Below are 21552 nucleotides of genomic sequence, written 5' to 3'. Positions count from 1 at the left end.
ATCATGGAAACTCCATCAGGTGATGGAAATTCGGATGCGAGAAGGAGCGGGGCCATGGTCGACGGCGACTCCCGGCAGGCGACGGCTCTCGCCGACGCGCCCTCCACCGGCCGTGCGACCGGCACCCGCGGCCCCTACAAGAAGTCCGCCCGCACCCGGGCCGCGATCCTCGCCGCCGCGACCGAGGTCTTCGTCGAGCAGGGCTCCCGCGCGGGCTCGATGCGCGAGATCGCCCGTCGCTGCGGCATCGACCAGTCGACCGTCCTCCACCACTTCCCGAACAAGCCGGCCCTGCTGCTCGCGCTCATGCACGACCGCGACACGCGCGCCGACGAGATCATCGGGATGGACCCGGGGGAGGACGTCGACGGCGTGCCCGCGGCGCTGCTGCGCCTCGCTCGGCAGAACACGCAGCAGCCGCACATCATCGCGCTGTACTCGGTGCTCGCGGCGGAGTCCGTGACCGAGGACCACCCCCTCGAGGAGTTCTTCGCCGAGCGCACCGTCCGCGTGCGCCGCGCCTTCGAGGACTGGTTCACGGGCGCCGCCGAGGCCGGCATGGTGCGGGAGGGCGTCACCCCCGCCTTCGCCGCCACCGCCTTCTTCGCCCTCTGGGAGGGCGTCCAGCTCCACTGGCTCATCGACCGCGACGGCGTCGACGTCGTCGCGGTCCTCGAAGACTTCCTGCGCCTGATCCTGCGCCAGGACGCGATCTAGTCCCCACCCCCACCTCTCCCACCTCACACCAGAAGGACGACGATGACCTCGCTCGACACCCTGCCCGAGCCCTCGGGCGCAGCGCCCGCCGGCTCCGGCACCAAGCCCGCGATGCCCGAGTTCAAGTGGCGGCTCGCCATCGCGCTGTTCCTGGGCGGCATCCTGTGGATCGCCCCCTACGTCGGCAGCATCGCCGTCCTCATGCCGGCGCTCGTCGAGGACATCGCCCCCGACCAGAAGGTCGCCCTCGTGGGCGTCCTCGGCATCGCGGGCGCCGCGCTGTCGCTCGTGTCGAACATCATCTTCGGCGCCCTGTCCGACGTGACCCGTTCCCGCTACGGCGCGCGCGTGCCGTGGATCGTCGGCGGTGCGGCCGTCGCGGCCGCCTCGCTGTTCATGTTCGGCGGCTCGGGCAGCGTCCCCGAGCTCGTCATCTGGTGGTGCGTCTACATGACCGCCCTCAACGCGATCATCGCGCCGATGGTCGCGGAGATCTCCGACCGCGTGCCCACCGAGCGACGCGGCACCGTGTCCGCCATCTACGGCGTCGGCATGCTCATCGGCGCGACCGCCTCGACCGTCGTCGGCGCGTTCTTCGTCTCCAACCCCGGCACCGGCATCTCGATGTTCGCGTTCCTCACCATCCTGTCGGCCGTCGTGTTCGTCGCGATCGCGCCGCGCACCTCGAACCTCGGCGTGGCGCGGGAGAAGCTCAGCGGCAAGCAGATCGTGCGCTCGTTCCGCCCGCCGACCAAGGGCGCCCGCGACTTCTACCTGGCGCTGTTCGGCAAGTTCTTCCTGGTCGCCGGCACCTACGCGGTGTCGAACTACCAGCTCTACATCCTCACCGACTACATCAAGCTCGAGGAGGACGGCGCCGCCAAGATCATCGCGATCAACGGCATGATCGCGCTCGTCACGGGCCTCGTGTTCGGCTTCATCTCGGGGCCGATCTCCGACAAGTTCGGCCGCCGCAAGCCGTTCGTCATCGTCTCGGCGCTCGTGGTCGCGATCGGCATGGCCTTCCCGCTCGCGATGCCCGCGGCCTGGGCGATGGTCGCCTACGCGGTCTTCCTCGGCGTCGGCCAGGGCACGTTCAACTCCGTCGACCAGGCGCTCAACATCGACGTCCTCCCGGACGCCGACTCGGCCGCCAAGGACCTCGGCATCCTCAACGTCGCGAACTCCGGCGGCCAGATCCTCGGCCCGGTCATCATGTCCATCGTCGTGACCGTCACCGGCGGCTACGCCCTCGGCTTCGGCGCCGCGATCCTGCTGCTCATCGCGGCGGCCGTGACGCTCGGCGCCATCAAGACTGTCAAGTAACCACCCACCCGCATCCCGCGCCCGGAAGGCATCGACCGTGAGCATCATCCCCATCAACGACGAGTGGACGTACCGACGTCCGTCCGGCCCCTTCGCCGCCTTCGACGGCGGACCAGAGGTGCTCGGCACGGCGCGTCTGCCCCACGACGCTCTTCGTGACGAGGAGCGCACGCCCGATGCCCCGGCGCGGGGTGCGGGGGCCTACTACCCGTCGGCCGCCTACACTTACACCCGCACCCTCGACGTGCCCGAGGCGTGGGAGGGCAGGACGGTCCAGCTCGAGGTCCAGGGCGCGTACCGCCGCGCCCAGGTGTTCCTCAACGACGAGCTGGCCGGCGTCCGCGCCGACGGCTACACCCGCTTCTTCGTCGACCTCACGCCGTTCCTCCGGTACGGGACCGCGAACGACCTCCGCATCGAGGTGCGCTCGGGCGAGGACTCGCGCTGGTACTCCGGCGCGGGGCTGCACCGCCCGGTGATCCTCCACGTCGACGAGCCCGTGCGCATCGTCGCCGACGGCGTCCGCATCGTCACCGAGCGGATCGAGGACGACCAGGCGGTCGTCTCGGTCGTCACCTCGGTGGTCAACGAGACCCGCGCCACGCGCACCGTCCGCGTCCACACCGGCGTGGCGGACGCCTCGGGCATCCCCGTCGAGCAGGAGTCGACGCCCCTCACCCTCGCGCCCGGCGAGCAGGCCGACGCACGCCAGGTCCTCTACATCGCCGATCCCGCGCTCTGGGGCCCGGACAGCCCCGCGCTCTACACCGCGGCCGTCGCGTTGGACGACGAGGAGCCGGTCCTCACGTCCTTCGGCATCCGCACCGTGACCGTCGACCCCCGCAAGGGCCTGCGGATCAACGGCGAGGAGGTGCTGATGCGCGGCGCCTGCATCCACCACGACAACGGCCCGCTCGGCGGCGCCGCGATCGGCCGTGCCGAGGAGCGCCGCATCGAGCTGCTCAAGGAGGCCGGCTTCAACGCGATCCGCGCCGCCCACAACCCGCTGTCGCCCGCGATGCTCGACGCATGCGACCGCCTCGGCATGCTCGTCATGGACGAGGCCTTCGACATGTGGACCCGCTTCAAGACGCCCTACGACTACGCGGCGGACTTCCCGACCTGGTGGGAGGCGGACCTCGAGGCCCTCGTCGCCAAGGACCGCAACCACCCGTCGGTCATCATGTACTCCATCGGCAACGAGATCGTCGAGGTCGGCACCCCGCACGGCGCCCGCTGGGCCCGCCGCCTCGCCGACAAGGTCCGTGCCCTCGACCCGACGCGTCCCGTCACCAACGGCGTGAACGCGCTGCTCGCCGTGATCGACGAGATGCCGCGCATCGTCGAGGAGCTCGGCGGCCTCAACGCGCTCATGGCGGACAAGAACGCCATGGCGACCGTCGGCGCCACCGACACCGCGACCGCGCGTATCGAGGAGTCGTCCGCGGCCGTCGACGTGCTCGGACTCAACTACGCCGAGAAGCGCTACGCGCAGGACCGTCAGGCCTTCCCGCACCGCGTGCTCGTCGGCTCGGAGACCTTCGGGCCGGAGATCGGCCGCCTGTGGCCGATGGTCAAGGACAGCCCGAACGTCATCGGCGACTTCACGTGGACCGGCTGGGACTACCTGGGCGAGGTCGGCATCGGCTCGACCATGTACCAGGGCGACGACAAGGCCTCGGGCAAGCTCGAGCGCGAGTTCCCGTACCTCACCGCCTGGTGCGCCGACATCGACCTCACGGGCCACCGCCGCCCGCTCTCGTACTACCGCGAGATCGTCTTCGGCCTGCGCACCGAGCCCTACATCGCCGTGCGCCGCCCCGAGTTCCACGGCGTGGAGATCCTCAACCCGTCCATGTGGGCCTGGAGCGACTCCGTGTCGTCGTGGACCTGGCACGGCTACGAGGGCAGGCCCGCGACGGTCGAGGTCTACGCCGACGCGGACGAGGTCGCGCTCGAGCTCGACGGCACCGAGATCGCCCGTGCGGCGGTCGGCACCGACAAGCCCATGCTCGCGGTCCTCGAGACCACCTACCGCCCCGGCACCCTCGTCGCGATCGCGTACCGCGACGGCGCCGAGACCGGCCGTACGTCCCTCGCCACGGCGGGGGAGGCCCTCCTCACCGCATCGGCCGACGCCACGCGGCTCGTCGACGACGACGACGCGCTGTCGTACGTCGCGATCGAGCTGCGCGACGCCGCCGGCGCGCTGGTGACCGATGCGGACCGCGAGGTCACCGTCGAGGTGACCGGTGCCGCGGTGCTCGCCGGCATGTGCAGCGCGAACCCCAGCACCGTCGAGCACTTCGACGCGTCGACGTGGCGCACCTTCGACGGGCGCGCGCTCGCCGTGGTGCGGCCCGCGGGCACCGGGGCCGCCACGGTGACGGTCACGGCCGAGGGGTTCGCGCCGGTGGTCATCGACCTCACGGTCGTGGACGCGGGGTGCGACGACGTCCCGCTCACTGTCCAGGGGCTCGAGCCCGTCGACCTCGCGCTCGAGGCGGCCTCGCGCGCCTGACCCGTCGCGCCTGCACGGCGCACCCGCCCGGCTCCCATACGCTTGGCGGGTGCTGACCGGACTGAGGAACCTCCTGCTGGCGGTCGCCGCGGGAGCCGGTCTCAACCTCGCCTTCCCGGACACGGGTTGGTGGTACCTCGCGCCCGTGTCGATCGCGGTGCTGTGGTGGGCCCTCGAGCGTGCGAACGCATGGGGAGGGTTCCTCCTCGGCTGGGCGTTCGGCATCGCGTTCATGCTGCCGCATGTGTGGTGGGCGAACGTCGCCGTCGGTCTCGTGCCGTGGATCGCGCTGAGCGTCGCCGAGGGCCTCGCGTGGGGCGTCGTCGGCGCCGCGTGGGCGCACGTGCGCCGCTCGAACATCCTCGAGGCGCACCGGTGGGCCGAGACCGTCACGTTCGCGGCCATCTGGGTCGCCGCCGAGCAGCTGCGCAGCATGATGCCCTTCGGCGGCTTCCCGTGGGGGCGCGTCGGCTACGCCTTCGTCGACGCGCCCGTCGCGCGGATCGCGTGGGCAGGCGGCGTGCCGCTCGTGTCGTTCGCGGTGGTGCTCGCGGGTGCGCTGCTGGGCCTCGCGTGGGAGTCCGCGCGCCTGCGGCGCGGCATCACGGCCGCCCTCGCCCCGGTGCTCGCGATCGCCGTGCTCGGAACCGGCTACCTGGTGCCGCTCGACAACCGTGCGCAGGAGGGGACGATGCGCGTCGGCGCAGTCCAGGGCAACGTCCCCGACCTCGGGCTCGAGGCCTTCTCGCAGGCCCGGCTCGTCACCGAGAACCATCTCGCGGGCACGCTCGAGCTGGCGGAGGAGACCGCCGACAACCCCGTCGACCTGGTCGTGTGGCCCGAGAACGCCGCGGACTTCGACCCGCGCGTCGACGAGCGGACCCTCGCCGCCGTCGAGCAGGCCCAGGAGGCCACGGGCGCGCCGCTGCTGCTCGGCACGGTGGACTACACGCCGGTCGACGGCCGTTACAACACCATGCTCCTGTTCGGCGGCGACGGCGTCATCCTCGACACGTACTCGAAGCAGCGGCCCGCGCCGTTCGCGGAGTACGTGCCGCTGCGCAGCATCGCGCGCCAGGTCACCCCGGAGGTCGACCGCGTCACGGACATGCTCGCCGGCACCGGCGCGGCCGTCATGGAGGTGCCCGTCGCGTCGCTCGACCGCACGGTCGCGATCGCCACGCCCATCTGCTTCGAGGTCGCCTACGACGGGATCGTGCGCGAGGCCGTCGCCAAGGGCGCGGAGCTGCTCATCGTGCCCACCAACAACGCGTCCTTCGGCCACACCGCCGAGAGCACGCAGCAGCTCCAGATGACGCGCATGCGCGCGATCGAGACGGGGCGGTGGGCGATCCAGATCTCGACCGTCGGCGTGAGCGCCGTCGTCGACCCGAGCGGCCGCGTCGTCTCCGACACCGAGCTGTTCACCGCCGACCAGCTCGTCGAGCGGGTGGGCCTGCGCAGCGACCTCACGCCCGCGGTGCGGCTCGGCTGGTTCATCGGCTGGGGCATCGTGATCGTCCCGACCGTGATCGTGCTGCTCGCGGTCCGCCGCCGCGTCGCCGAGAGGTACGACTGGTGACCCGCACCCTCGTCATCATCCCCACGTACGACGAGCGGGAGTCGCTGCCGCGCCAGCTCGAGGCGGTCCACGCCGCTGCGCCCGAGGTCGACGTGCTCGTCGTCGACGACGGCTCGCCCGACGGCACCGGCGACTGGGCGGAGGAGCACGCGCGGGACGATGCGCGGGTCCACGTCCTGCGCCGCACCGCGAAGAACGGCCTGGGCGCGGCCTACCTGGCCGGCTTCGCGTGGGGGCTCGACCGCGGCTACGACCTCCTGTGCGAGATGGATGCCGACGGCTCCCACCGCGGCGTCGACCTGCCCGCGCTGCTGGCCCGCGCATCGTCCGCCGACCTCGTCATCGGCTCCCGCTGGGTGCCGGGGGGAGAGGTGGTCAACTGGCCCCGCCACCGCCTGCTGCTGTCGACCGGCGCGAACACGTACGTGCGCCTCGCGCTGGGCCTCGGGGTGCACGATGCGACGGCCGGGTTCCGCGTCTACCGCGCCTCCATGCTGCGCCGGCTCGAGCTGGACGACGTCGAGTCGCAGGGGTACTGCTTCCAGGTCGACATGGCGTGGCGCGTGGTGCGCGCCGGCGGCTCCGTCGCGGAGGTGCCCATCACGTTCGTCGAGCGCGAGGCCGGCGACTCCAAGATGAGCGGCGCGATCATCCGCGAGGCGCTCGTCAAGGTCACGGCCTGGGGCCTCGCGCACCGCGTGCACCAGCTCGCCGGCCTGCTGCCCGGGCGGTCGCGCACCGCCGGGAGCGATTGACCGCGCCGCATCGTCCCTCCTAGCCTGGCGCTGACCCCTCAGCGACGACGGGAGCCGCCATGGGCAGGCATGAGGACGCCAGGATCGCGCTGGGCGACACCGCGGACGCGGTGCCGCTGCACTTCGGGGACGGGCCCTGCGGCGTCACCGCGCAGCCGGGCGCGACGGTGGTGCCCAGCTCCCTCAACCTCGCGGCGACGTTCGACGCAGACCTCGCGGAGGCCTACGGGACGCTCCTCGGCACCGAGTCCCGCGCGGCGGGCCGCAACGTGCTGCTGGCGCCGGGCCTCGACATCGCGCGGTCCCCGTGGGCGGGGAGGCTCGGGGAGGCGCTCGGCGAGGACCCGCTGCTCGCCGGGACGCTGGGCGGCCGCATCACGCGGGCGGTCCAGGGCTGCGGCGTCGTGTCGGTCCTCAAGCACTACCCCGCCTACCAGGGGGAGCGGCACCGCACGGGGGAGGGGCCCAAGGCGCTCCGCACGGAGGCCCGCGATGCGGTGGTCGACGAGCGGACCCTGCACGAGGTCTACCTCGAGCCGTTCCGGCGCGCGGTGTCGGCCGGGGCGGGCGGGATGCTGTGCAACTACAACCGCGTCAACGGCGAGTACCCGTCCCAGTCGCGCACGCTGCAGGAGATCCCGCGCCGGCTGTGGGGCTTCCAGGGATTCACCGTGCCGGACCTCGTGTTCGCGGTGCGCGACGCGCGCGCCGCGCTCGAGGCGGGCCTCGACCTGCCGCACCTGCTGATCGAGGCGCCCGAGGAGCTCGCCCCGTACGCCCCGCGCACGCCGGCGATGGTCGACGCGGCCCCCGATGCGACCCTGGCCGCCATCGGCGACCACGTGCGTGCGGCGATCGCGGCCGTGGGGCCCGCGGCGCCCGACGCGGCTCTGGATGCGACGCTCATCGGCGCTGCCGCGCACCTCGAGCTCGCCGAGCGGCTCGCCATCGAGAGCACGGTGCTGCTGCGCAACGACGGCACCCTGCCCCTGCCCGCCGGCGCGCGGATCGCGCTCGTGGGCGGCGAGGAGCTGGCATCCCGCATCGTCATGGGCGGCGCCGCGAGCGTCATGCTCAGCCCCGACCGCATGGCGACCCTGGGGCATGCGCTCGAGGCGGTCGGGCTACCCGTCGTCGCAGCGGCCGACGGGCTCCCCTCGCTGCCGGCGCCCCCGCTGCGCGCGGGCGAGGGCGTCACCCTCCGCTGCGAGCTCGTCGATTCCGCGGGTGCGCGTGCCATGAGCCTCGACGAGGCCGTGCTGCCGGCCGACGCGGCCGACGCCGCCGCCCCCTGGGAGGCGACGCTCACCGCGACCCTGCCGCCGTCCGACGCCCGCGCGGTCGTGGCGGTCGAGTTCGCGGGCGAGGTCGAGCTGCTCCTGGACGGCGAGCCGTTCGGACGCGGCTTCCGTGACGCGTCCCCGCTGCTCGGCGGCCCGCACTACGTGCTGTCCGCCGTGCTGCCCGCCGCCGACCGCGCCCGCACGCTCACCGTGCGGTACCGCACAGGCTCGGCCTTCATCACGCCGACCGTCGGCCTGGAGCCCCACCTGTCCCTCGGCCTGGTGCCGCTGGACGATGCGATCGAGAGCGCCGCGGAGGCGGCGGCGACGGCGGATGTCGCGGTCGTCGTGGTCGGGCGACCGACCGGCGGCGGCATGGACGCCGAGGACCTGGCCCTACCCGCCGGTCAGGCCGAGCTCGTCGAGGCGGTCGCCGCGACCGGCACGCCGGTGGCCGTGGTCACGCACGGCTCCGGACCGATCGACATGCCCTGGCGGGCGCGCGTCGCCGCGATCCTGCACACCGGCTACGGCGGCGAGCGCCTGCCCGAGGCGCTCGCCCGGATGCTCACGGGCGCGTCCGAGCCGGGCGGCCGGCTGCCCCTCACCTGGCCCGACGGCACGCCCGCCCTCGCGCCTCAGCCGTGGGAGGAGAAGGAACGCGTCGTCTACGCGGAGGGCGTCGACGTCGGCTACCGCGGCTACGAGCGCACCGGCCTGACGCCCGCGTACTGGTTCGGCCACGGGCTCGGCTACGCGGACACCCGGATCGTCGAGGCTCGTCCTGCCGACGGCGCGGTCGCGGCGGTGCTCGCGTGCGGGCCCGACCGCGGCGGCAAGGCCGTCGTGCAGCTCTACGCCCGGCAGGCGCCGGGGGAGACCCTCAAGCTCGTCGGCTTCGAGGCGGTGCGGCTCGCGGCGGGGGAGCGGCGCACGGTCGAGGTCGCGGTGGACCGCGGGGCGCTCGCCACGTGGGACGGTTCGGCGCTGGTCCCGCCGTCGGGCCAGTACGACGTGCGCGTCGGGCTCTCGCGGGGCGACCTGGGTGCCGCGATCGAGGTCCGTCTCGACCCCGGGGCATGAGGAAGGGACCCCCGCCGAGGCGAGGGTCCCTTCGATTCGAGTCTTAGCGGCGGCTGGCGCGGAGCAGCTCGAGACGCTCCTCCAGCAGCTCCTCCAGCTCAGGGATCGTGCGACGCTCGAGCAGCATGTCCCAGTGGGTACGCTGCGGCTTGACGTCCTTGGGCTCGGGTCGGTCGCCGTCCCGCAGGAGCGCGAGCGCTCCGCAGTGGCATTCCCACGAGAGGGGGACGTCGGCCTCGACCGAGAACGGCATCGCGAGCACGTGACCGTTGGGGCAGTCGTAGTGCACCTCGACGCGCTCGGCGAGCTCGGCGTTGTGGATCGATTCCATCGACTGGGTGCCCAGTCGCATTCCTCGAAGCGCGCGGTCGGCCATGGGCGTCCTCCTTCCGGCAGGCGGGCGCCTGCACGCGGACATAACGAGCGTAGCGCCTGAGTTGTTCCTGGTTCCACGCGGGAACCGTGCGTTCACCGGCACGCTTTCGCGGGCCTCCGGCGCGTCTGCCGGCTGTGGACGATGCGCGGGTCGGCTCCCGTACGCGCCGACACCCGGTCAGGCGGCATTCTCCGCCGCGTGCCGGTCGAGAGCGGATACCCAGAACCGGCGGATGAGCGGGCGCATGGGTGCGTGGCGGTAGACGAACAGCACTGCCTTCTGGCGCGTGGGGTCGTCGAGCGTCCACTCGACGTGCATGCGGTGGGCGCCGTTGATGCCGGGGGAGATGCGGGCGAAACCGGCGCCACCGCCCCCGTGGCTGCATTCGGCCACCAGCCAGCGCACCGTCGTGGACGGTTAAGTCCGTGAGGGCGCTCTGAGCGCCTGCGCGGGTGTCGCGGTGGTCTCCAGGTCGAAACGCGCCTTTCCATGGAAGCACCGTTGGGGATGGGATGTGCAACGGGCGTCGCCGCGTTATTGTAGTGAGGTCACTACATTTCGTGGGAGGACGCCGTGACTGCCATCAGCGCACGCGAGTTCAATCAGAATCCCTCGGCGGCGATGCGCGCCGCCGACACGGACGGACCCGTGGTCATCACCCATCGAGGCCGCGCCGCGTACGTGCTGGTCCCATACGAGTCCTTCGCCGTGCATGGCCGCTCGTTGGCGCGCCAGCTGGCCGCGGACGACGACATCGACTTCGCACCCGAACGGACCGCGCCCGTGGAGCGCGAGGTCGAGCTGTGACGTACCTGGTCGACACCAACGTCATCTCCGAGTTGCGCAAGAAGCACGATGCGGTGGATGCACGTGTGTTCGCGTGGGCGGACTCTGTAGCGCTCGAACTCTTGCACACGTCCGCGATGTGCCTCTTCGAGCTCGAACGCGGCGTGCTGCAGCGCGAAAGGAAGGACCCGCGCCAAGGGGCCGTGCTGCGCGCGTGGCTCGACACGCGTGTGCGTACGGCGTTCGCCGGCCGGATCCTTGCGGTGTCCGACGAGGTCGCCACGTACGCGGCGAGACTTCACGTGCCCAATCCGAGGCCATACGTCGACACGCTCATCGCGGCGACGGCCGCGACGCATGGGCTGACGCTGGTGACACGCAACATCGCCGACTTCGAGGAGTTGGGCGTGGACCTGTTGAACCCGTGGGCCGCGCGCTGAGGCCGTCCAGATGCGGGCCTCGTCCCGCTCCCGCGTAGCGCCGATAATGCGCATTATGTCAAGTCACGCTAGGAGGGTGCCGGAAGGGGTCTCCCCTGAGCGCATCCGGACGATGAGCATCCACGCCGCCAGCCATCCGGACAATTCGGACGCTACTGTGGGGTCATGCGCAGGGGGCTCTGGGCGGCGCTGGCCGCGGGCGCACTAGCAGCAGCCGGCTGTTCGGGAGGGTCCGACGCCGGTCCCACGAGCCTGCCGTCGGTCCCGAACGCGTTCGCGAGCGTCCAGCCCGGAGTCACCGAGGAGATCGGGCCTGCCGAGCTCGTCGATCGGACGGTGAGGTCGCTCGATCAGTACTGGGCGGAGCGCATCCCGGGGTTCTCCTCCCCCGGCGTCCAGGTCTACGACGAGGACGACGACGAACTCCCTGGCTCGTCGTGCGCCGAGTCCGCCGAGGACTACTTCGACACGTCCTTCTACTGCGCCGCGGACGCGCAGGTGCTGCTGAACTTGCGGTGGCTGTTCCTCGTGCGCGACGCGGGGTACGAGGAGGAGGTCCCCACGAGCACGGAGCCCGTCATCGATCCGACCACGCTCGGCGGCGATGAGGCGGTCGCCTGGGTGGTCGCGCACGAGTATGCGCGGCACGTCGCCGCGGTGCGGGGCACGGAGGCCGTAACCGAGCTGGGCGCCTCGCTGCAGGCGGACTGCCGCACCGGGATGTTCTTCTCCGCGCTCGCCTCGGAGGAGTATCCGGTCAAGCTCGATCCCGCCACCGACGGCTGGTTGGGCGCGAAGATGATGTACGTGATCAACGACGAGACGGTGGGAGACTCCGCCTGGTTCGATGCTGCCGCGCGCGGCAGCGCCAGGCAGCGGGCGGCCGCCTGGTCCGCCGGCCTCCTCTCCGAGAACGAGGACCTCTGCGACGCCTACGCAGCGGCGGAACAACCCCCCGTCACCGTCGACCTCGGCACCTACGACGTCGTGCTCCCGCCCACCCTGGAGGTGGACGAGCACGGGCTGCGCGACGACGGCGCCACCTATGCGATCGCGGCGTCGTCGCACTTCGATGATCTGAGCGTCGCGCTCTACGGGATCGGCCTCGAGGACGCGGCGTGGGCCGCCCACCTCGCCTTCGACGACGCCGTGACCGCGGTGTGGGGAGCGGATCCGGCCTTCACGTTGCTCGATGACCCGAGCGAAGGGTCGCCCGTGGTGGGCGCGACGCGCTACCTCACGCTGGCCCTGTCACGGTACAGCGCGGAGGGCGCGGACGGGTTCGGCGTGGTGACGGTGGTGACATCGGGAGGTGGCGACGCATGGGTGATCGACGTGCGGCGTGACGGCATCTCCCCCGAGGCCGCCTCCGAGTCGGACTGGACGCTGGTGGAGGACCTGGCACTCTTCGTGGAGAGCAGCATGAGCCTCTGAGGTTGCAGCGCCCAGCCAGAGCCGGCGCCCTGATTCACCGCTTCTCCCCTGGTCATGCCCCCGGGAATGCCCGGTGCCGCTCCCCCGGGGCTCCCGTGTGTCAGCGGAACCTCGGCGCGTAGAACTCCTTCGGGATGCGCTTGTTGAGGTACGGTCCGACAGTCCGCATGTAGGTCGCCGTCAGATGGCCGCGGTCGCGGTACACGGTGACCGAGCCGATCGCGTAGGGGCAGAACGTGCTCGTGCAGAAGAACCGGTTGAGCTTGACGGGGCTGACTCCCTCGACGCGCCTTGCCGCGAGGCCGATGACCGGCGGGTCGTTCAGCGCGGTCGTCTTCGGCGTGCCACAGTTCCGGGTCTGAGGACTGCTCTTCAGGATGCAGCGCTGAGCCCTGCCCGACATCTGCGGGGTGTCGACGATGGGCAGCACCGTGGAACCCGCGTCCGTCAGCTGCTGCCACGAGGCCGTGTAGCCGTCGACCGCGGCCTGGACCCCGGCGTCGCCCGACTCCCACTGGCGTCCGAACAGCGCCGAGGTGATGATGAGGTCCGGCGGAGCGGCGAGCAGCGTCGCCGTGACGTCCGTGTTCCACTGCGCGCAGCTCTCGCGCGACGTCGAATCGCCCCACGTCTGCGCGGTGGCGTTCCACGGGCACGACGCCTTGAAGTAGACCGTGAGGTCCCAGCCGTGCTTCTCCGCCACGAACTTCACCGCAGGGAACCAGTTCGCGGCGTGCGAGTCGCCGATCAGCGCGACCTTCACCCGGCCGGTCGCCTTCCCGAAGCTGCAGGGCTTGACCTCGGGCTCCTGGGGCGAGCTGCGGCACTCCTCGCTGTAGATCTCCGGAACGTCCTCGCTGGCGACGGACGGTCTCGGAGAGAGCGCCTTGCTCGTGTCGGTGACGCAGGTCGAGTTGTGCGCCATCGCCTTCGCACCGAAGCAGATGCGCGCCGTCGTGGCGGTGGCGAGGGTCGTGATCGCGGTCGCTGCCGTGCTGGTCGTGGAGGCCGCTGGGCCCGCTGCCGCACCTGAGGCCGGCGCGAGCGACGCGGTCATGCCGACGAGCGCGGCAGCGAACGTGATGACGAGCGACGGCCGGCTCGTGAGCTTCGTGAGACGCAAGCGTTCCTCCGTGAGGTGAGGGTCAGGTACGGCGGGGCGGGTGCACCGTCGGGCAGGGCGGGTGGATCGGGTCAGGTGGTGGGGTTCGGGCCGCGAGCCGCTAACGCACCGATGCGCCGAGCGTGTCGGTGATGCGCTCGTCGAGGTACGGGGCGAGAGTGGTCGCGTAGGTCTGGGTGAGATGGCCGCGATCGCGGTACACCGTGATCGATCCGATGGCGGAGGGGCAGAAGTCGGCGGTGCAGAAGTAGTCGTTGAGATCGACCGCCTCGACCCCCGGGACCTCTGCGGCCGCGAGGCTCATGACGTCCGGACGGTCCAGCGCGGTCGCGCGCGGGGTGCCGCAGTCGAGCGCCCCTGGCTGGCCCGCCAGGAGGCACTCCTGGGCCTCCACGGAGGTCTGGGGGGTGTCCACGATGGGCAGCACAGTCGAGCCCGCCTCGGCGAGCGCGCTCCACGAGGTCGCGAAGCCGTCGATGGCGATCTGCGCCGCCACGGCGCCGTCGCCCCACTGATCGTCGAAGAGCGCGGACGTGACGATGAGCTGGGGCGGATCGGCGAGCAGACGGTCCGTGACGTCCTCGTTCCACTGCGCACAGCTGGTGCGCTGAACCGTCTCGTCCCATTCCTGCGACGCGGCGTTCCAGGCGCAGCCCGCCTTGAAGTACACGGTCAGGTCCCAGCCGCGCTTCTCTGCGACGAGTTTGACGGCGGGGAACCACGAGGCGGAGTGGGAGTCGCCGATCAGCACCGCCGTGACGGAGCCGTCGGGGTCGCCGAACCGACACGGCTTGATCGTGACCTCGGGCATGTCGGTGCGGCACTCGTCCGTGTAGAGCTCTGGGATGTCCTCGCTGGCCACCGCAGGCGCAGGGATGAGCTCCCTCTGCTGATCGGTGACGCACGTCGCGTCGCCGTCCAGCGCCTGGGCACCGACGCATGTCTCCGACTCGGCACCCGTCTGCGCGGCGTCCTCGATCGATGCCTCCACGGCGGCCCTCTCGGCCTCGAGCTCGGCGACCTGCGAGTTCATGGTGGAGATCCCGTACGCCGCCGGCGCGATCACCGCGCCCATGCCGACCACCGTGGCGGCGAACGTCACCGCGACCGAGCGGCGGCTCGTCAGCTTGTTGAGGCGCAGGCGGTCCTCCACCAGGTGCTTCGTCAGCGACGCCAGCACGAGCGTGGCCGCGAGCAGCGCGAGCTTGTCGGCCCCGGTCAGCTCGCGGTCCAGCACGAGGGGAAGCAGGACGATGAGCGGCCAGTGCCACAGGTACACCGAGTACGAGATGTCGCCGACGTACTGCACGGGCCGCCACCGGTACAGGTGGGCGGTGCCGAGCGCACCGTCGGCGTGTCCGGCGGCGATCACCAGCACGGTGCCGGCGACCGGGAGCACTGCGGACGCACCCGGGAACGGCGTCGCCGAGGTGTACGTGAAGGCGGTGACGAGGATCATCGCGAATCCCGCCCACGACGCCGCCCGCTGCCAGCCGACGCTGCGCCAGACCGGCGCGGTGAAGAGGCCGAGCAGGCCGCCCGCGGCGAACTCCCACGCCCGCACGAACGTCGAGAAGTACGCCACCGCCGGGTCGCTCGCCACCTGAGCGATGCTCCACACGAGGGAGGCCGCGAGGATGACGCCGAGCACCACCCGCATCGCGAGGCGTGCGCTCACACGGCCCGTACGGTTCGCGAGCCACACCGCCCCGACGATCAGCACCGGCCAGACGAGGTAGAACTGCTCCTCCGTCGACAGCGACCAGAAGTGCTGCACAGGTGACGCGGTGTTCTCCGCCGCGAGGTAGTCGACCGCGCTCGACGCGAGCTCCCAGTTCTGCACGTACAGCGTGGACGCGACGATCTCACGCAGGTACTGCAGCCAGTACGCCTGCGACACGAGCGTCAGCACCGCGATCGCCGACACGAGGAGCACGAGCAGCGAGGCCGGCAGCAGGCGGCGGATGCGTCGCGCCCAGAACTGCCCGATGCGCACGGACCCGGTGGCAGCGACCTCCTTCGCCAGGTGCGCGGTGATGAGGAAGCCCGAGATGACGAAGAAGACGTCCACACCGACGAAGCCGCCCGTGAGGCGGTCCGGCCACACGTGGTACAGCACCACCAGTGCCACGGCGAGGGCGCGTAGTCCCTGGATCTCCGGGCGCATCCCGCCGCGCCTGGTCGTCCGGTTGGCGGTGGAGTCGGGCGCCGCGCTGGTCGCCGAGACGTCAACGGTCATGCGCTGGAGGCCCCCTGCATCCGCGGCAGCGCCGCGCTGCCGCGGCAGGAGCCTACCCCAGCGTTCGGGTGCTCCCGGTGCACCCCGGGCCACGGCACCGTCGCGCGCCGGAACGCCCCGGTCGCACTGCGGTCCGTCGCGAGCACCCCGCCGCGACGCGCCGCGGCAGATCGCTGCATGACCATGCGCCCATCGTGGTGGCCGGTCCCGCCGTGCGCCATGGGGCTCGCCGGTATCGCGCCAGGTAGGCGCGCTGCGGCAAGTCGCCCACCTAGCGAGGCGGATCCAGAGGCTCGCGCCCGAACGCCCTCCGGAGCGCCCATCCCGACCCGGCCACCGTCGCCGCGACGATGACGACCGCCTGGACGAGATCCACGGCCCCGTCGCCTGTACAGGACGCATCGCCCGAGGCGCATGAGCGCACCGACGCCAGCGCGAATGCCACCCAGCCGGCCAGCGCGATCCCCGCGGCCACCAGCAGCCAGCCCCACCTCGCCCGGCTCACGCTCCCCTGCCTGTCACCTCGACCTGCTCCCCCGTCGCCTCGTCCACGAGCGCCCGGTCGCCCAGCGGCGCGGCGAAACCGACCGTGAGCGCGACCTGGCAGTCGGTGCTCCACAGCTCGATGAGCGGGGCCTTCGCGAACGCCCGTACGCGCACCTCGGTGTCGGTCTCCACGACCGTGCGGGACGGGTCGAGCCCGCAGGCGTCGCCGAGCAGGACGGTGAGCTCGCGGTCGGCGTCGCCGACCGTCGCCTCCATCACGGGCAGGTCGCGCGACCACCAGGGACCCAGCACCGCCAGTGCCACGACGGCAAGCGCGGCGAGCACGCCGACGCCCACACGTATCGCGACTCCCCTGGTCATGGCCCAAGGATGCCCCACGACGCGCGGCCCGTCAGCAAGCCCGCGCCGGGATCCGGGCCGTTCGGCAACTCCCCAGGTATCCTCGGGCCACCGGCGCATCCGTGCGGACCACCCTGAGAAGGCTGGAGGATCTGGCGCATGACCCCATTCGACGCGAACCCGAGCGGCGCCCCAGGCGGCGCCGACGTGATCGACATCTCGAGCCGCTGGCGCGAGCTCGACGCCCGCTTCAAGCGGGCCCGCGCCGGAGCGGGCGACGACGACACGGCCCTCCGTGAGGACCGCAGCAGCGCCGTAGTCCTCACGGCGCCCCACGGCACGAAGCACTACCGTGCCGGTGCGATGAAGGCCGCGGACCTTCACACCGGCTCGCTCACGCTGCTCGCCGGCGAGGTCGCCCAGGTATCGACGGTCGTCTCGGCGGGCGCACGCACGGCCTGGGAGACCTGGGACGAGCGGGACGACGAGTTCGCCCGCCACCTCCGCGAGCTCCCCGACCACGCGCGCATGGTGATCGACATCCACGGCATGGGCGACCACCATGGACCCGACTTCTGCCTCGGTACGGGCCCTCGGCCGGGCCCGCTCGAGCGGCTCGCCGTCGAGGTCCTCCGGTCCGAGCTCGCGGGCTTCGAGGTCGCGGTGGACGCGCCGTTCGACGCTCGCCCGCACTACACGGTCACGAGCCTTGCGCAACGCCACCTGGGCCTCGGCGGCCTCCAGATCGAGGTGGCCGCCCGCTGGCGCAGCCCTCACGACGACGCCGCCGCGCCCGGCGCGACCGCCCTGTCGCGCGCGCTCACGGCCGTCGAGGAGAGGCTCCGCGACGCGGCCTGAGCACGGCCCACGCCCTCGGCCGCCGGCCGTCTCCGTTGCGGCACGAAATGCCGCTTCTACGTCGACACTTGTATAGCAACAGGCATCCGGTGCCAAGGTCCCTGGCGGGACGTTCCGGACATTTGTAATGTTCCCTCCATGGACTCCGACCCCGCGCCCCAGCCTCCTGCCGACCCTGCGCTTCGCGCCCTCGCGGCCGGGGAGGTCGGCGCCTCCCCCGCCCTCCTTGCGGTCCTGGCGCGCGACCTGGTCCCGCGGGTGCGGTACGCGGCGGTCCTCCACCCGGCGCTGCCGCCGCGCGCCATGCTCGACACGGCCCGCACCGGCGACGCCTCGACCTGCGAGATCCTCGGCTCCAACCCCGAGGTGCCGGCGGCGGTGATCCGGCTCCTGGCGTCGCACGTCGCGGCCGAGGTCCGCACCGCCGTCGCGCGGCATCCGCGGATGGACCTGACCACCCTCGAGAGGCTCACCGCCGACGCCTCGGCGCTGGTGCGGTCGGTCGCCACCGCAGCGCTCGAGCGCCGGCTCGCCGGCACCGTCACGGCGTGAACTGAGGCCGGGACGCCGCGCTACCCTGCCCGGGTGACCACCGGCCGGCTCCCCAGCACCATCGCGGCGCCCGTCGAGCACACGCTCGAGATCAAGAGGTCCGTGTTCCTCACGCACCTCGCGCCCGTCGCCTCGGTCGAGGAGGCCGACGCCGTGATCGCCGCGGTCCGCAAGCTCCGCTGGGACGCCCGCCACCACTGCACCGCTCTCGTGGTCGGCACCCGCGCGGACCGGCAGCGCAGCAACGACGACGGCGAGCCCGCCGGCACCGCCGGCGTGCCCATGCTCGAGGTGCTGCGGCGCCGCGAGGTCACCGACGTCGTCGCGGTGGTGAGCCGCTGGTTCGGCGGCGTCCTGCTCGGCGCGGGCGGCCTCGTGCGGGCCTACGGCAACGCCGTCGCGTCGGCGCTGGACGATGCCGACGTCGTGGGCCGCGCGCTGCGCACCCAGGTCTCGATGGAGGTCCCCCACGCGGACGCGGGCCGGGTGCTTGCCTTCCTCCACCAGTGGGTGGGCGGGCACGATGCGGTCCTGGACCCGCCCACGTACGGCCAGGCGGCGGTCCTGTCCCTGTGGGTGCCCGCGGATCAGGTCCCGACGCTGGACGCCGACCTGGCGGCGCTCACCGGCGGTGCCGTCGCCACGCATGCCGGCGAGATCCGGGTGGTGGACCTCCCCGCTCGATAGGGTGAGCGGCATGCGACGTGTGCTCATGGTGGTCCCTCTGCTCGCCATCGCGGCGTGCACGCCCAGCACCCCGACGGACATGCCCGACGAGGTGGCCGCGCAGTTCGCCCAGCTCGAGGACGCCGTCGTGGAATGGTCCGAGGCGGGGACGATCGAGGAGGCCCACGCGGCAGCCGAGGCGTCCCGGAACCTCATCATGGGTCCCGACGGTCCGCTCTACGGCGACGCCGACGGCGACGGCGAGATCGCCGGCGCGTCCGAGATGGGCCTGCTGCCGGGCGACGCGGGCGAGCCCGGCCTCGTCCACGACCCCGCCGTCAACCCGTGCGTCGAGAGCGATGTCCTGGGCGGCACCTGGGAGCGCCCGCACAGCCGCTGGGCCGAGGTGATCGACGCGATCGGCGCCTGGACCGAGACCAACAACACCTTCCCGTCGCTCGCGTCGCATCCGCAGCGCGTGGTGGGGTGGGCGACCCTCACGCTGGCCACCGACGACCTCGACACGGCGCTCGAGTACGCGAGCCACGCGCAGCTGCACGTCGACGTGACACGCGCGGCCTACGAGAGCTGCGACGCGTAACCCCTGGTGAGGGCGCTGTCGGGCGCCCTACGCGCGGCGCATCGTTCCGCTGTCGGACCCCTGTGGCAAAGTACCAAGATGTAACAAAGCGTCACCAGGAGGCGAGGATGGCCAACCCCTTCAAGCCCACGGCGGGTGCGGTCCCTCCCCTGCTCGTGGGCCGCGATGCGCTGCTGGCGGAGGTCGACGAGGGGATCCGGGCCGGTGCCGGCCACCCCGCGCGGATCACCATCTTCACGGGCGCGCGCGGAACCGGCAAGACAGTCATGCTCACTGAGGCGGGCGACCGCGCGATGGCGCACGGCTGGCTCGTCATCGACGAGTCCGCCTCCCCCGGCATGCTGGCGCGCATCGGGGAGGCCGTCGACCGGCTGCTCGACGGCGTCAACCCCCGGGCGCGGCGCCGCATCACCGGCATGTCGATCGGCGGGGTCGGCTCGGTCGAGACGGAGCTCACGCCGCGCCTCGCGGAGGGCGTGCGCCACCGCATCGGCCGCCTGCTCGACACGCTCGAGAAGGACGGCACCGGGCTGCTCGTCACCGTGGACGAGGTGCACGCGCGCTCCGACGACCTCCGTGAGCTCGCCCTCATCACCCAGCACCTCGTGCGCGAGGACCGGGAGTTCGCGATCGTGATGGCGGGGCTGCCGTCGGCCGTGTCGGACCTGCTGCGCAGCGACGCCCAGGGGCGCGTGCTCACGTTCCTCCGGCGCGCCGACAAGCACGTGCTCGCCGACGTCGAGGTCGACGAGGTCCACGACGCGCTCGTGCAGACCGTCACGGACAACGGCCGCACCATCGACGAGGACGCCGCCCGCGCGGCCGCCGAGGCGACCCATGGCTACCCGTTCCTCATCCAGCTCGTCGGCTTCCACGTGTGGCGCGCCGCCGCGGGCGATCGGATCACGCGCGCGGACGTCGCCGCGGGCGTGGACGCGGCGCGCGAGCGGCTCGGCACGCTCGTCACCGAGACGGCCCTGGCCGACCTCTCCCCCAGGGACCTCGACGTGCTGCGCGCGATGGCGGCCGACGACGGCCCGTCGCGCATGGTGGACCTGGCCGCACGCACCGGGATGGCCCGCCAGAACGCCGACACCTACCGCCGGCGCCTGCTCGACGCGGGCGTGATCGTGCAGGCGGGCCGCGGGCAGGTGGACTTCGCGCTCCCCTACCTGCGGGAGCATCTACGCGCGCGGATGTGACGCGCGACGGGACGATGCGCGGGTGGCGTCAGGCCCGCGCGGAGGGCTCGTCGTGCGGCACCACGACGTCGTCCGCCGCCTCGCCCGCGTCGGGGTAGAGCGCGAGCACGAGGCCCAGCGCGACCGCGAGGCCGACGAGCTGCGCCCCGATGAACGGCGCGACGGAGCCCGGCGCGATGCCGGCGAACGTGTCCGAGAACACGCGGCCGATGGTCACCGCGGGGTTCGCGAACGACGTCGAGCTGGTGAACCAGTACGCCGCGCCGATGTAGGCGCCCACGGCCGGTGCGGCCAGCGCACCGCGCCCGGAGCGCGCCAGGGCGAAGATGATGAGCACGAGGCCGGCCGTCGCGACCACCTCGGCGAGCAGGTGCGGCCCCGTGGCGCGGTCCTTGGTCGACAGCAGCGTCTCGACGTCGAACATGAGGTTCGCCAGGACCGCGCCGCCGATGCCGCCGGCGACCTGCGCGACCGTGTAGGCGCCCACCTCGGGCAGGGACAGGCCGTGGCCGCTACGGCGGCCGAGGAACCAGTCCGCGAGCGACACCACCGGGTTGAAGTGCGCGCCGGAGACCGGGCCGAACATGAGGATGAGCACCGTGAGGCCGAGCGCGGTCGCGATCGCGTTCTCGAGCAGCTGCAGGCCCACGTCGTCCGGCGACAGCTGGGAGGCCGCGATGCCGGAGCCGACGACGACCGTGACGAGCAGCGCGGTCCCGAGCAGCTCGGCGAGCAGGGCCCGCCAGCGAAGCGCGCTCATGCGGCGCCCAGGGCGCGCGAGACGCGGTCGAGGGCGCCGGGCACGAGCGCGTAGTACGCCCAGGTGCCCCGCTTGGTGCGGCTGAGGAAGCCGGCCTCCGTCAGCACCTTGAGGTGGTGCGACACGGTCGGCTGGCTGAGGCCGACGGGGCCGGTGAGGTCGCACACGCACGCCTCTCCCCCGCCGGAGGCCGCCACGATGGAGAGGAGGCGCAGCCGCGCGGGGTCCGCCAGCGCCTTCATGGTGTGGGCCAGCTCCGCGGCGGCCGCCTCGCTGAGGGGCTCGCCGACCAGCGACGTCGCGCACGCGGCGGTCACATCCGTGATCTCGATCTCTGTCATGACATTGACGATAGTCTATATTGACAAGTATCGATAGAGGCAGGCAGACTCGACGCCCGAT

21 protein-coding genes are annotated in these 21552 nt (G+C 72.4%); 14 read left to right on the top strand and 7 right to left on the bottom strand.

All coding sequences use genetic code 11. From position 1 onward, the window contains the following. The first annotated feature begins 54 nt into the window (after nucleotides 1-54). From QQX09_RS01125 to QQX09_RS01100, 6 genes are read left to right on the top strand one after another with little or no spacing between them, the layout of a single operon-like run. The gene (locus QQX09_RS01125) at nucleotides 55-717 is read left to right on the top strand and encodes a TetR/AcrR family transcriptional regulator (protein ID WP_301130869.1); all 663 of its coding nucleotides are present in this window, start codon (nucleotides 55-57) and stop codon (nucleotides 715-717) included. A 42-nt stretch (nucleotides 718-759) separates the two neighbouring features. Continuing rightward, a complete protein-coding gene (locus QQX09_RS01120; RefSeq protein ID WP_301130868.1) occupies nucleotides 760-2043 on the top strand; it encodes an MFS transporter in 1284 nt (427 codons plus the stop codon). A gap of 37 nt (nucleotides 2044-2080) precedes the next feature. After that, nucleotides 2081-4564, top strand: a complete 2484-nt coding sequence (locus tag QQX09_RS01115; protein ID WP_301130867.1) for a glycoside hydrolase family 2 TIM barrel-domain containing protein — start codon at nucleotides 2081-2083, stop codon at nucleotides 4562-4564. A gap of 49 nt (nucleotides 4565-4613) precedes the next feature. Next, nucleotides 4614-6146, top strand: a complete 1533-nt coding sequence (gene lnt, locus QQX09_RS01110) for an apolipoprotein N-acyltransferase (RefSeq protein WP_301130866.1) — start codon at nucleotides 4614-4616, stop codon at nucleotides 6144-6146. Then, a complete protein-coding gene (locus tag QQX09_RS01105; protein ID WP_301131149.1) occupies nucleotides 6140-6901 on the top strand; it encodes a polyprenol monophosphomannose synthase in 762 nt (253 codons plus the stop codon). Before lnt ends, QQX09_RS01105 begins: the two co-directional genes overlap by 7 nt. 59 nt (nucleotides 6902-6960) lie before the next feature. Continuing rightward, on the top strand, nucleotides 6961-9267 hold the full coding sequence (locus QQX09_RS01100) for a beta-glucosidase family protein (protein ID WP_301130865.1): 2307 nt from the start codon (nucleotides 6961-6963) through the stop codon (nucleotides 9265-9267). Nucleotides 9268-9310: 43 nt separating this feature from the next. On the opposite strand, the gene QQX09_RS01095 is transcribed toward QQX09_RS01100, so the two are convergent. Next, on the bottom strand, nucleotides 9311-9643 hold the full coding sequence (locus tag QQX09_RS01095; RefSeq protein ID WP_062293240.1) for an RNA polymerase-binding protein RbpA: 333 nt from the start codon (nucleotides 9641-9643) through the stop codon (nucleotides 9311-9313). 177 nt (nucleotides 9644-9820) lie between these two features. Then, on the bottom strand, nucleotides 9821-10048 hold the full coding sequence (locus QQX09_RS01090) for a hypothetical protein (protein WP_301130864.1): 228 nt from the start codon (nucleotides 10046-10048) through the stop codon (nucleotides 9821-9823). 168 nt (nucleotides 10049-10216) lie between these two features. Here QQX09_RS01090 and QQX09_RS01085 point away from each other — a divergent pair, with 168 nt between their 5' ends. The 3 genes from QQX09_RS01085 (at nucleotide 10217) to QQX09_RS01075 (ending at nucleotide 12303) form a co-directional block, all read left to right on the top strand. Further along, nucleotides 10217-10450: a type II toxin-antitoxin system Phd/YefM family antitoxin gene (locus tag QQX09_RS01085; RefSeq protein WP_301130863.1), complete on the top strand. Its 234-nt coding sequence runs from the start codon at nucleotides 10217-10219 to the stop codon at nucleotides 10448-10450. Continuing rightward, the gene (locus QQX09_RS01080; protein WP_301130862.1) at nucleotides 10447-10869 is read left to right on the top strand and encodes a type II toxin-antitoxin system VapC family toxin; all 423 of its coding nucleotides are present in this window, start codon (nucleotides 10447-10449) and stop codon (nucleotides 10867-10869) included. The genes QQX09_RS01085 and QQX09_RS01080 overlap by 4 nt, the downstream gene beginning before the upstream one ends. Nucleotides 10870-11034: 165 nt before the next feature. After that, nucleotides 11035-12303 (top strand): hypothetical protein, encoded by a 1269-nt coding sequence (locus QQX09_RS01075; protein WP_301130861.1) that lies wholly within the window; start codon nucleotides 11035-11037, stop codon nucleotides 12301-12303. Between the two features lie 100 nt (nucleotides 12304-12403). On the opposite strand, the gene QQX09_RS01070 is transcribed toward QQX09_RS01075, so the two are convergent. From QQX09_RS01070 to QQX09_RS01060, 3 genes are all read right to left on the bottom strand, one after another. Beyond that, nucleotides 12404-13426: an SGNH hydrolase domain-containing protein gene (locus QQX09_RS01070; protein ID WP_301130860.1), complete on the bottom strand. Its 1023-nt coding sequence runs from the start codon at nucleotides 13424-13426 to the stop codon at nucleotides 12404-12406. 100 nt (nucleotides 13427-13526) lie between these two features. After that, entirely contained in the window at nucleotides 13527-15665 is a 2139-nt protein-coding gene (locus QQX09_RS01065) for an acyltransferase family protein (RefSeq protein ID WP_301130859.1), read from the bottom strand. Nucleotides 15666-16166: 501 nt separating this feature from the next. Next, nucleotides 16167-16532: a hypothetical protein gene (locus tag QQX09_RS01060; protein WP_301130858.1), complete on the bottom strand. Its 366-nt coding sequence runs from the start codon at nucleotides 16530-16532 to the stop codon at nucleotides 16167-16169. A 138-nt stretch (nucleotides 16533-16670) separates the two neighbouring features. Between QQX09_RS01060 and QQX09_RS01055 the strand changes: the two genes are divergently transcribed. From QQX09_RS01055 to QQX09_RS01035, 5 genes are all read left to right on the top strand, one after another. Then, nucleotides 16671-17369 (top strand): N-formylglutamate amidohydrolase, encoded by a 699-nt coding sequence (locus QQX09_RS01055; RefSeq protein WP_301130857.1) that lies wholly within the window; start codon nucleotides 16671-16673, stop codon nucleotides 17367-17369. A 138-nt stretch (nucleotides 17370-17507) separates the two neighbouring features. Continuing rightward, entirely contained in the window at nucleotides 17508-17921 is a 414-nt protein-coding gene (locus tag QQX09_RS01050; RefSeq protein WP_301130856.1) for a hypothetical protein, read from the top strand. 33 nt (nucleotides 17922-17954) lie between these two features. Next, on the top strand, nucleotides 17955-18608 hold the full coding sequence (locus tag QQX09_RS01045; RefSeq protein ID WP_301130855.1) for an IMPACT family protein: 654 nt from the start codon (nucleotides 17955-17957) through the stop codon (nucleotides 18606-18608). Between the two features lie 10 nt (nucleotides 18609-18618). Beyond that, a complete protein-coding gene (locus QQX09_RS01040) occupies nucleotides 18619-19188 on the top strand; it encodes a hypothetical protein (RefSeq protein ID WP_301130854.1) in 570 nt (189 codons plus the stop codon). A gap of 107 nt (nucleotides 19189-19295) precedes the next feature. Continuing rightward, nucleotides 19296-20390, top strand: a complete 1095-nt coding sequence (locus QQX09_RS01035; protein WP_301130853.1) for an ATP-binding protein — start codon at nucleotides 19296-19298, stop codon at nucleotides 20388-20390. Nucleotides 20391-20418: 28 nt separating this feature from the next. Here the strand turns inward: QQX09_RS01035 and QQX09_RS01030 are convergent, their stop codons facing one another. Both QQX09_RS01030 and QQX09_RS01025 read right to left on the bottom strand, forming a co-directional pair. Next, the gene (locus QQX09_RS01030; RefSeq protein ID WP_301130852.1) at nucleotides 20419-21150 is read right to left on the bottom strand and encodes an MIP/aquaporin family protein; all 732 of its coding nucleotides are present in this window, start codon (nucleotides 21148-21150) and stop codon (nucleotides 20419-20421) included. Then, nucleotides 21147-21491 (bottom strand): ArsR/SmtB family transcription factor, encoded by a 345-nt coding sequence (locus QQX09_RS01025; RefSeq protein WP_301130851.1) that lies wholly within the window; start codon nucleotides 21489-21491, stop codon nucleotides 21147-21149. The genes QQX09_RS01030 and QQX09_RS01025 overlap by 4 nt, the downstream gene beginning before the upstream one ends. Nucleotides 21492-21552: the final 61 nt, after the last annotated feature.

The sequence above is a fragment of the Demequina litoralis genome, from assembly GCF_030418455.1.
In the GTDB taxonomy this organism is placed as follows: domain Bacteria; phylum Actinomycetota; class Actinomycetes; order Actinomycetales; family Demequinaceae; genus Demequina; species Demequina litoralis.
The sequence above is the reverse complement of the archived record's forward strand: the minus strand, read 5'-3'. Positions and strand labels throughout refer to the sequence as shown.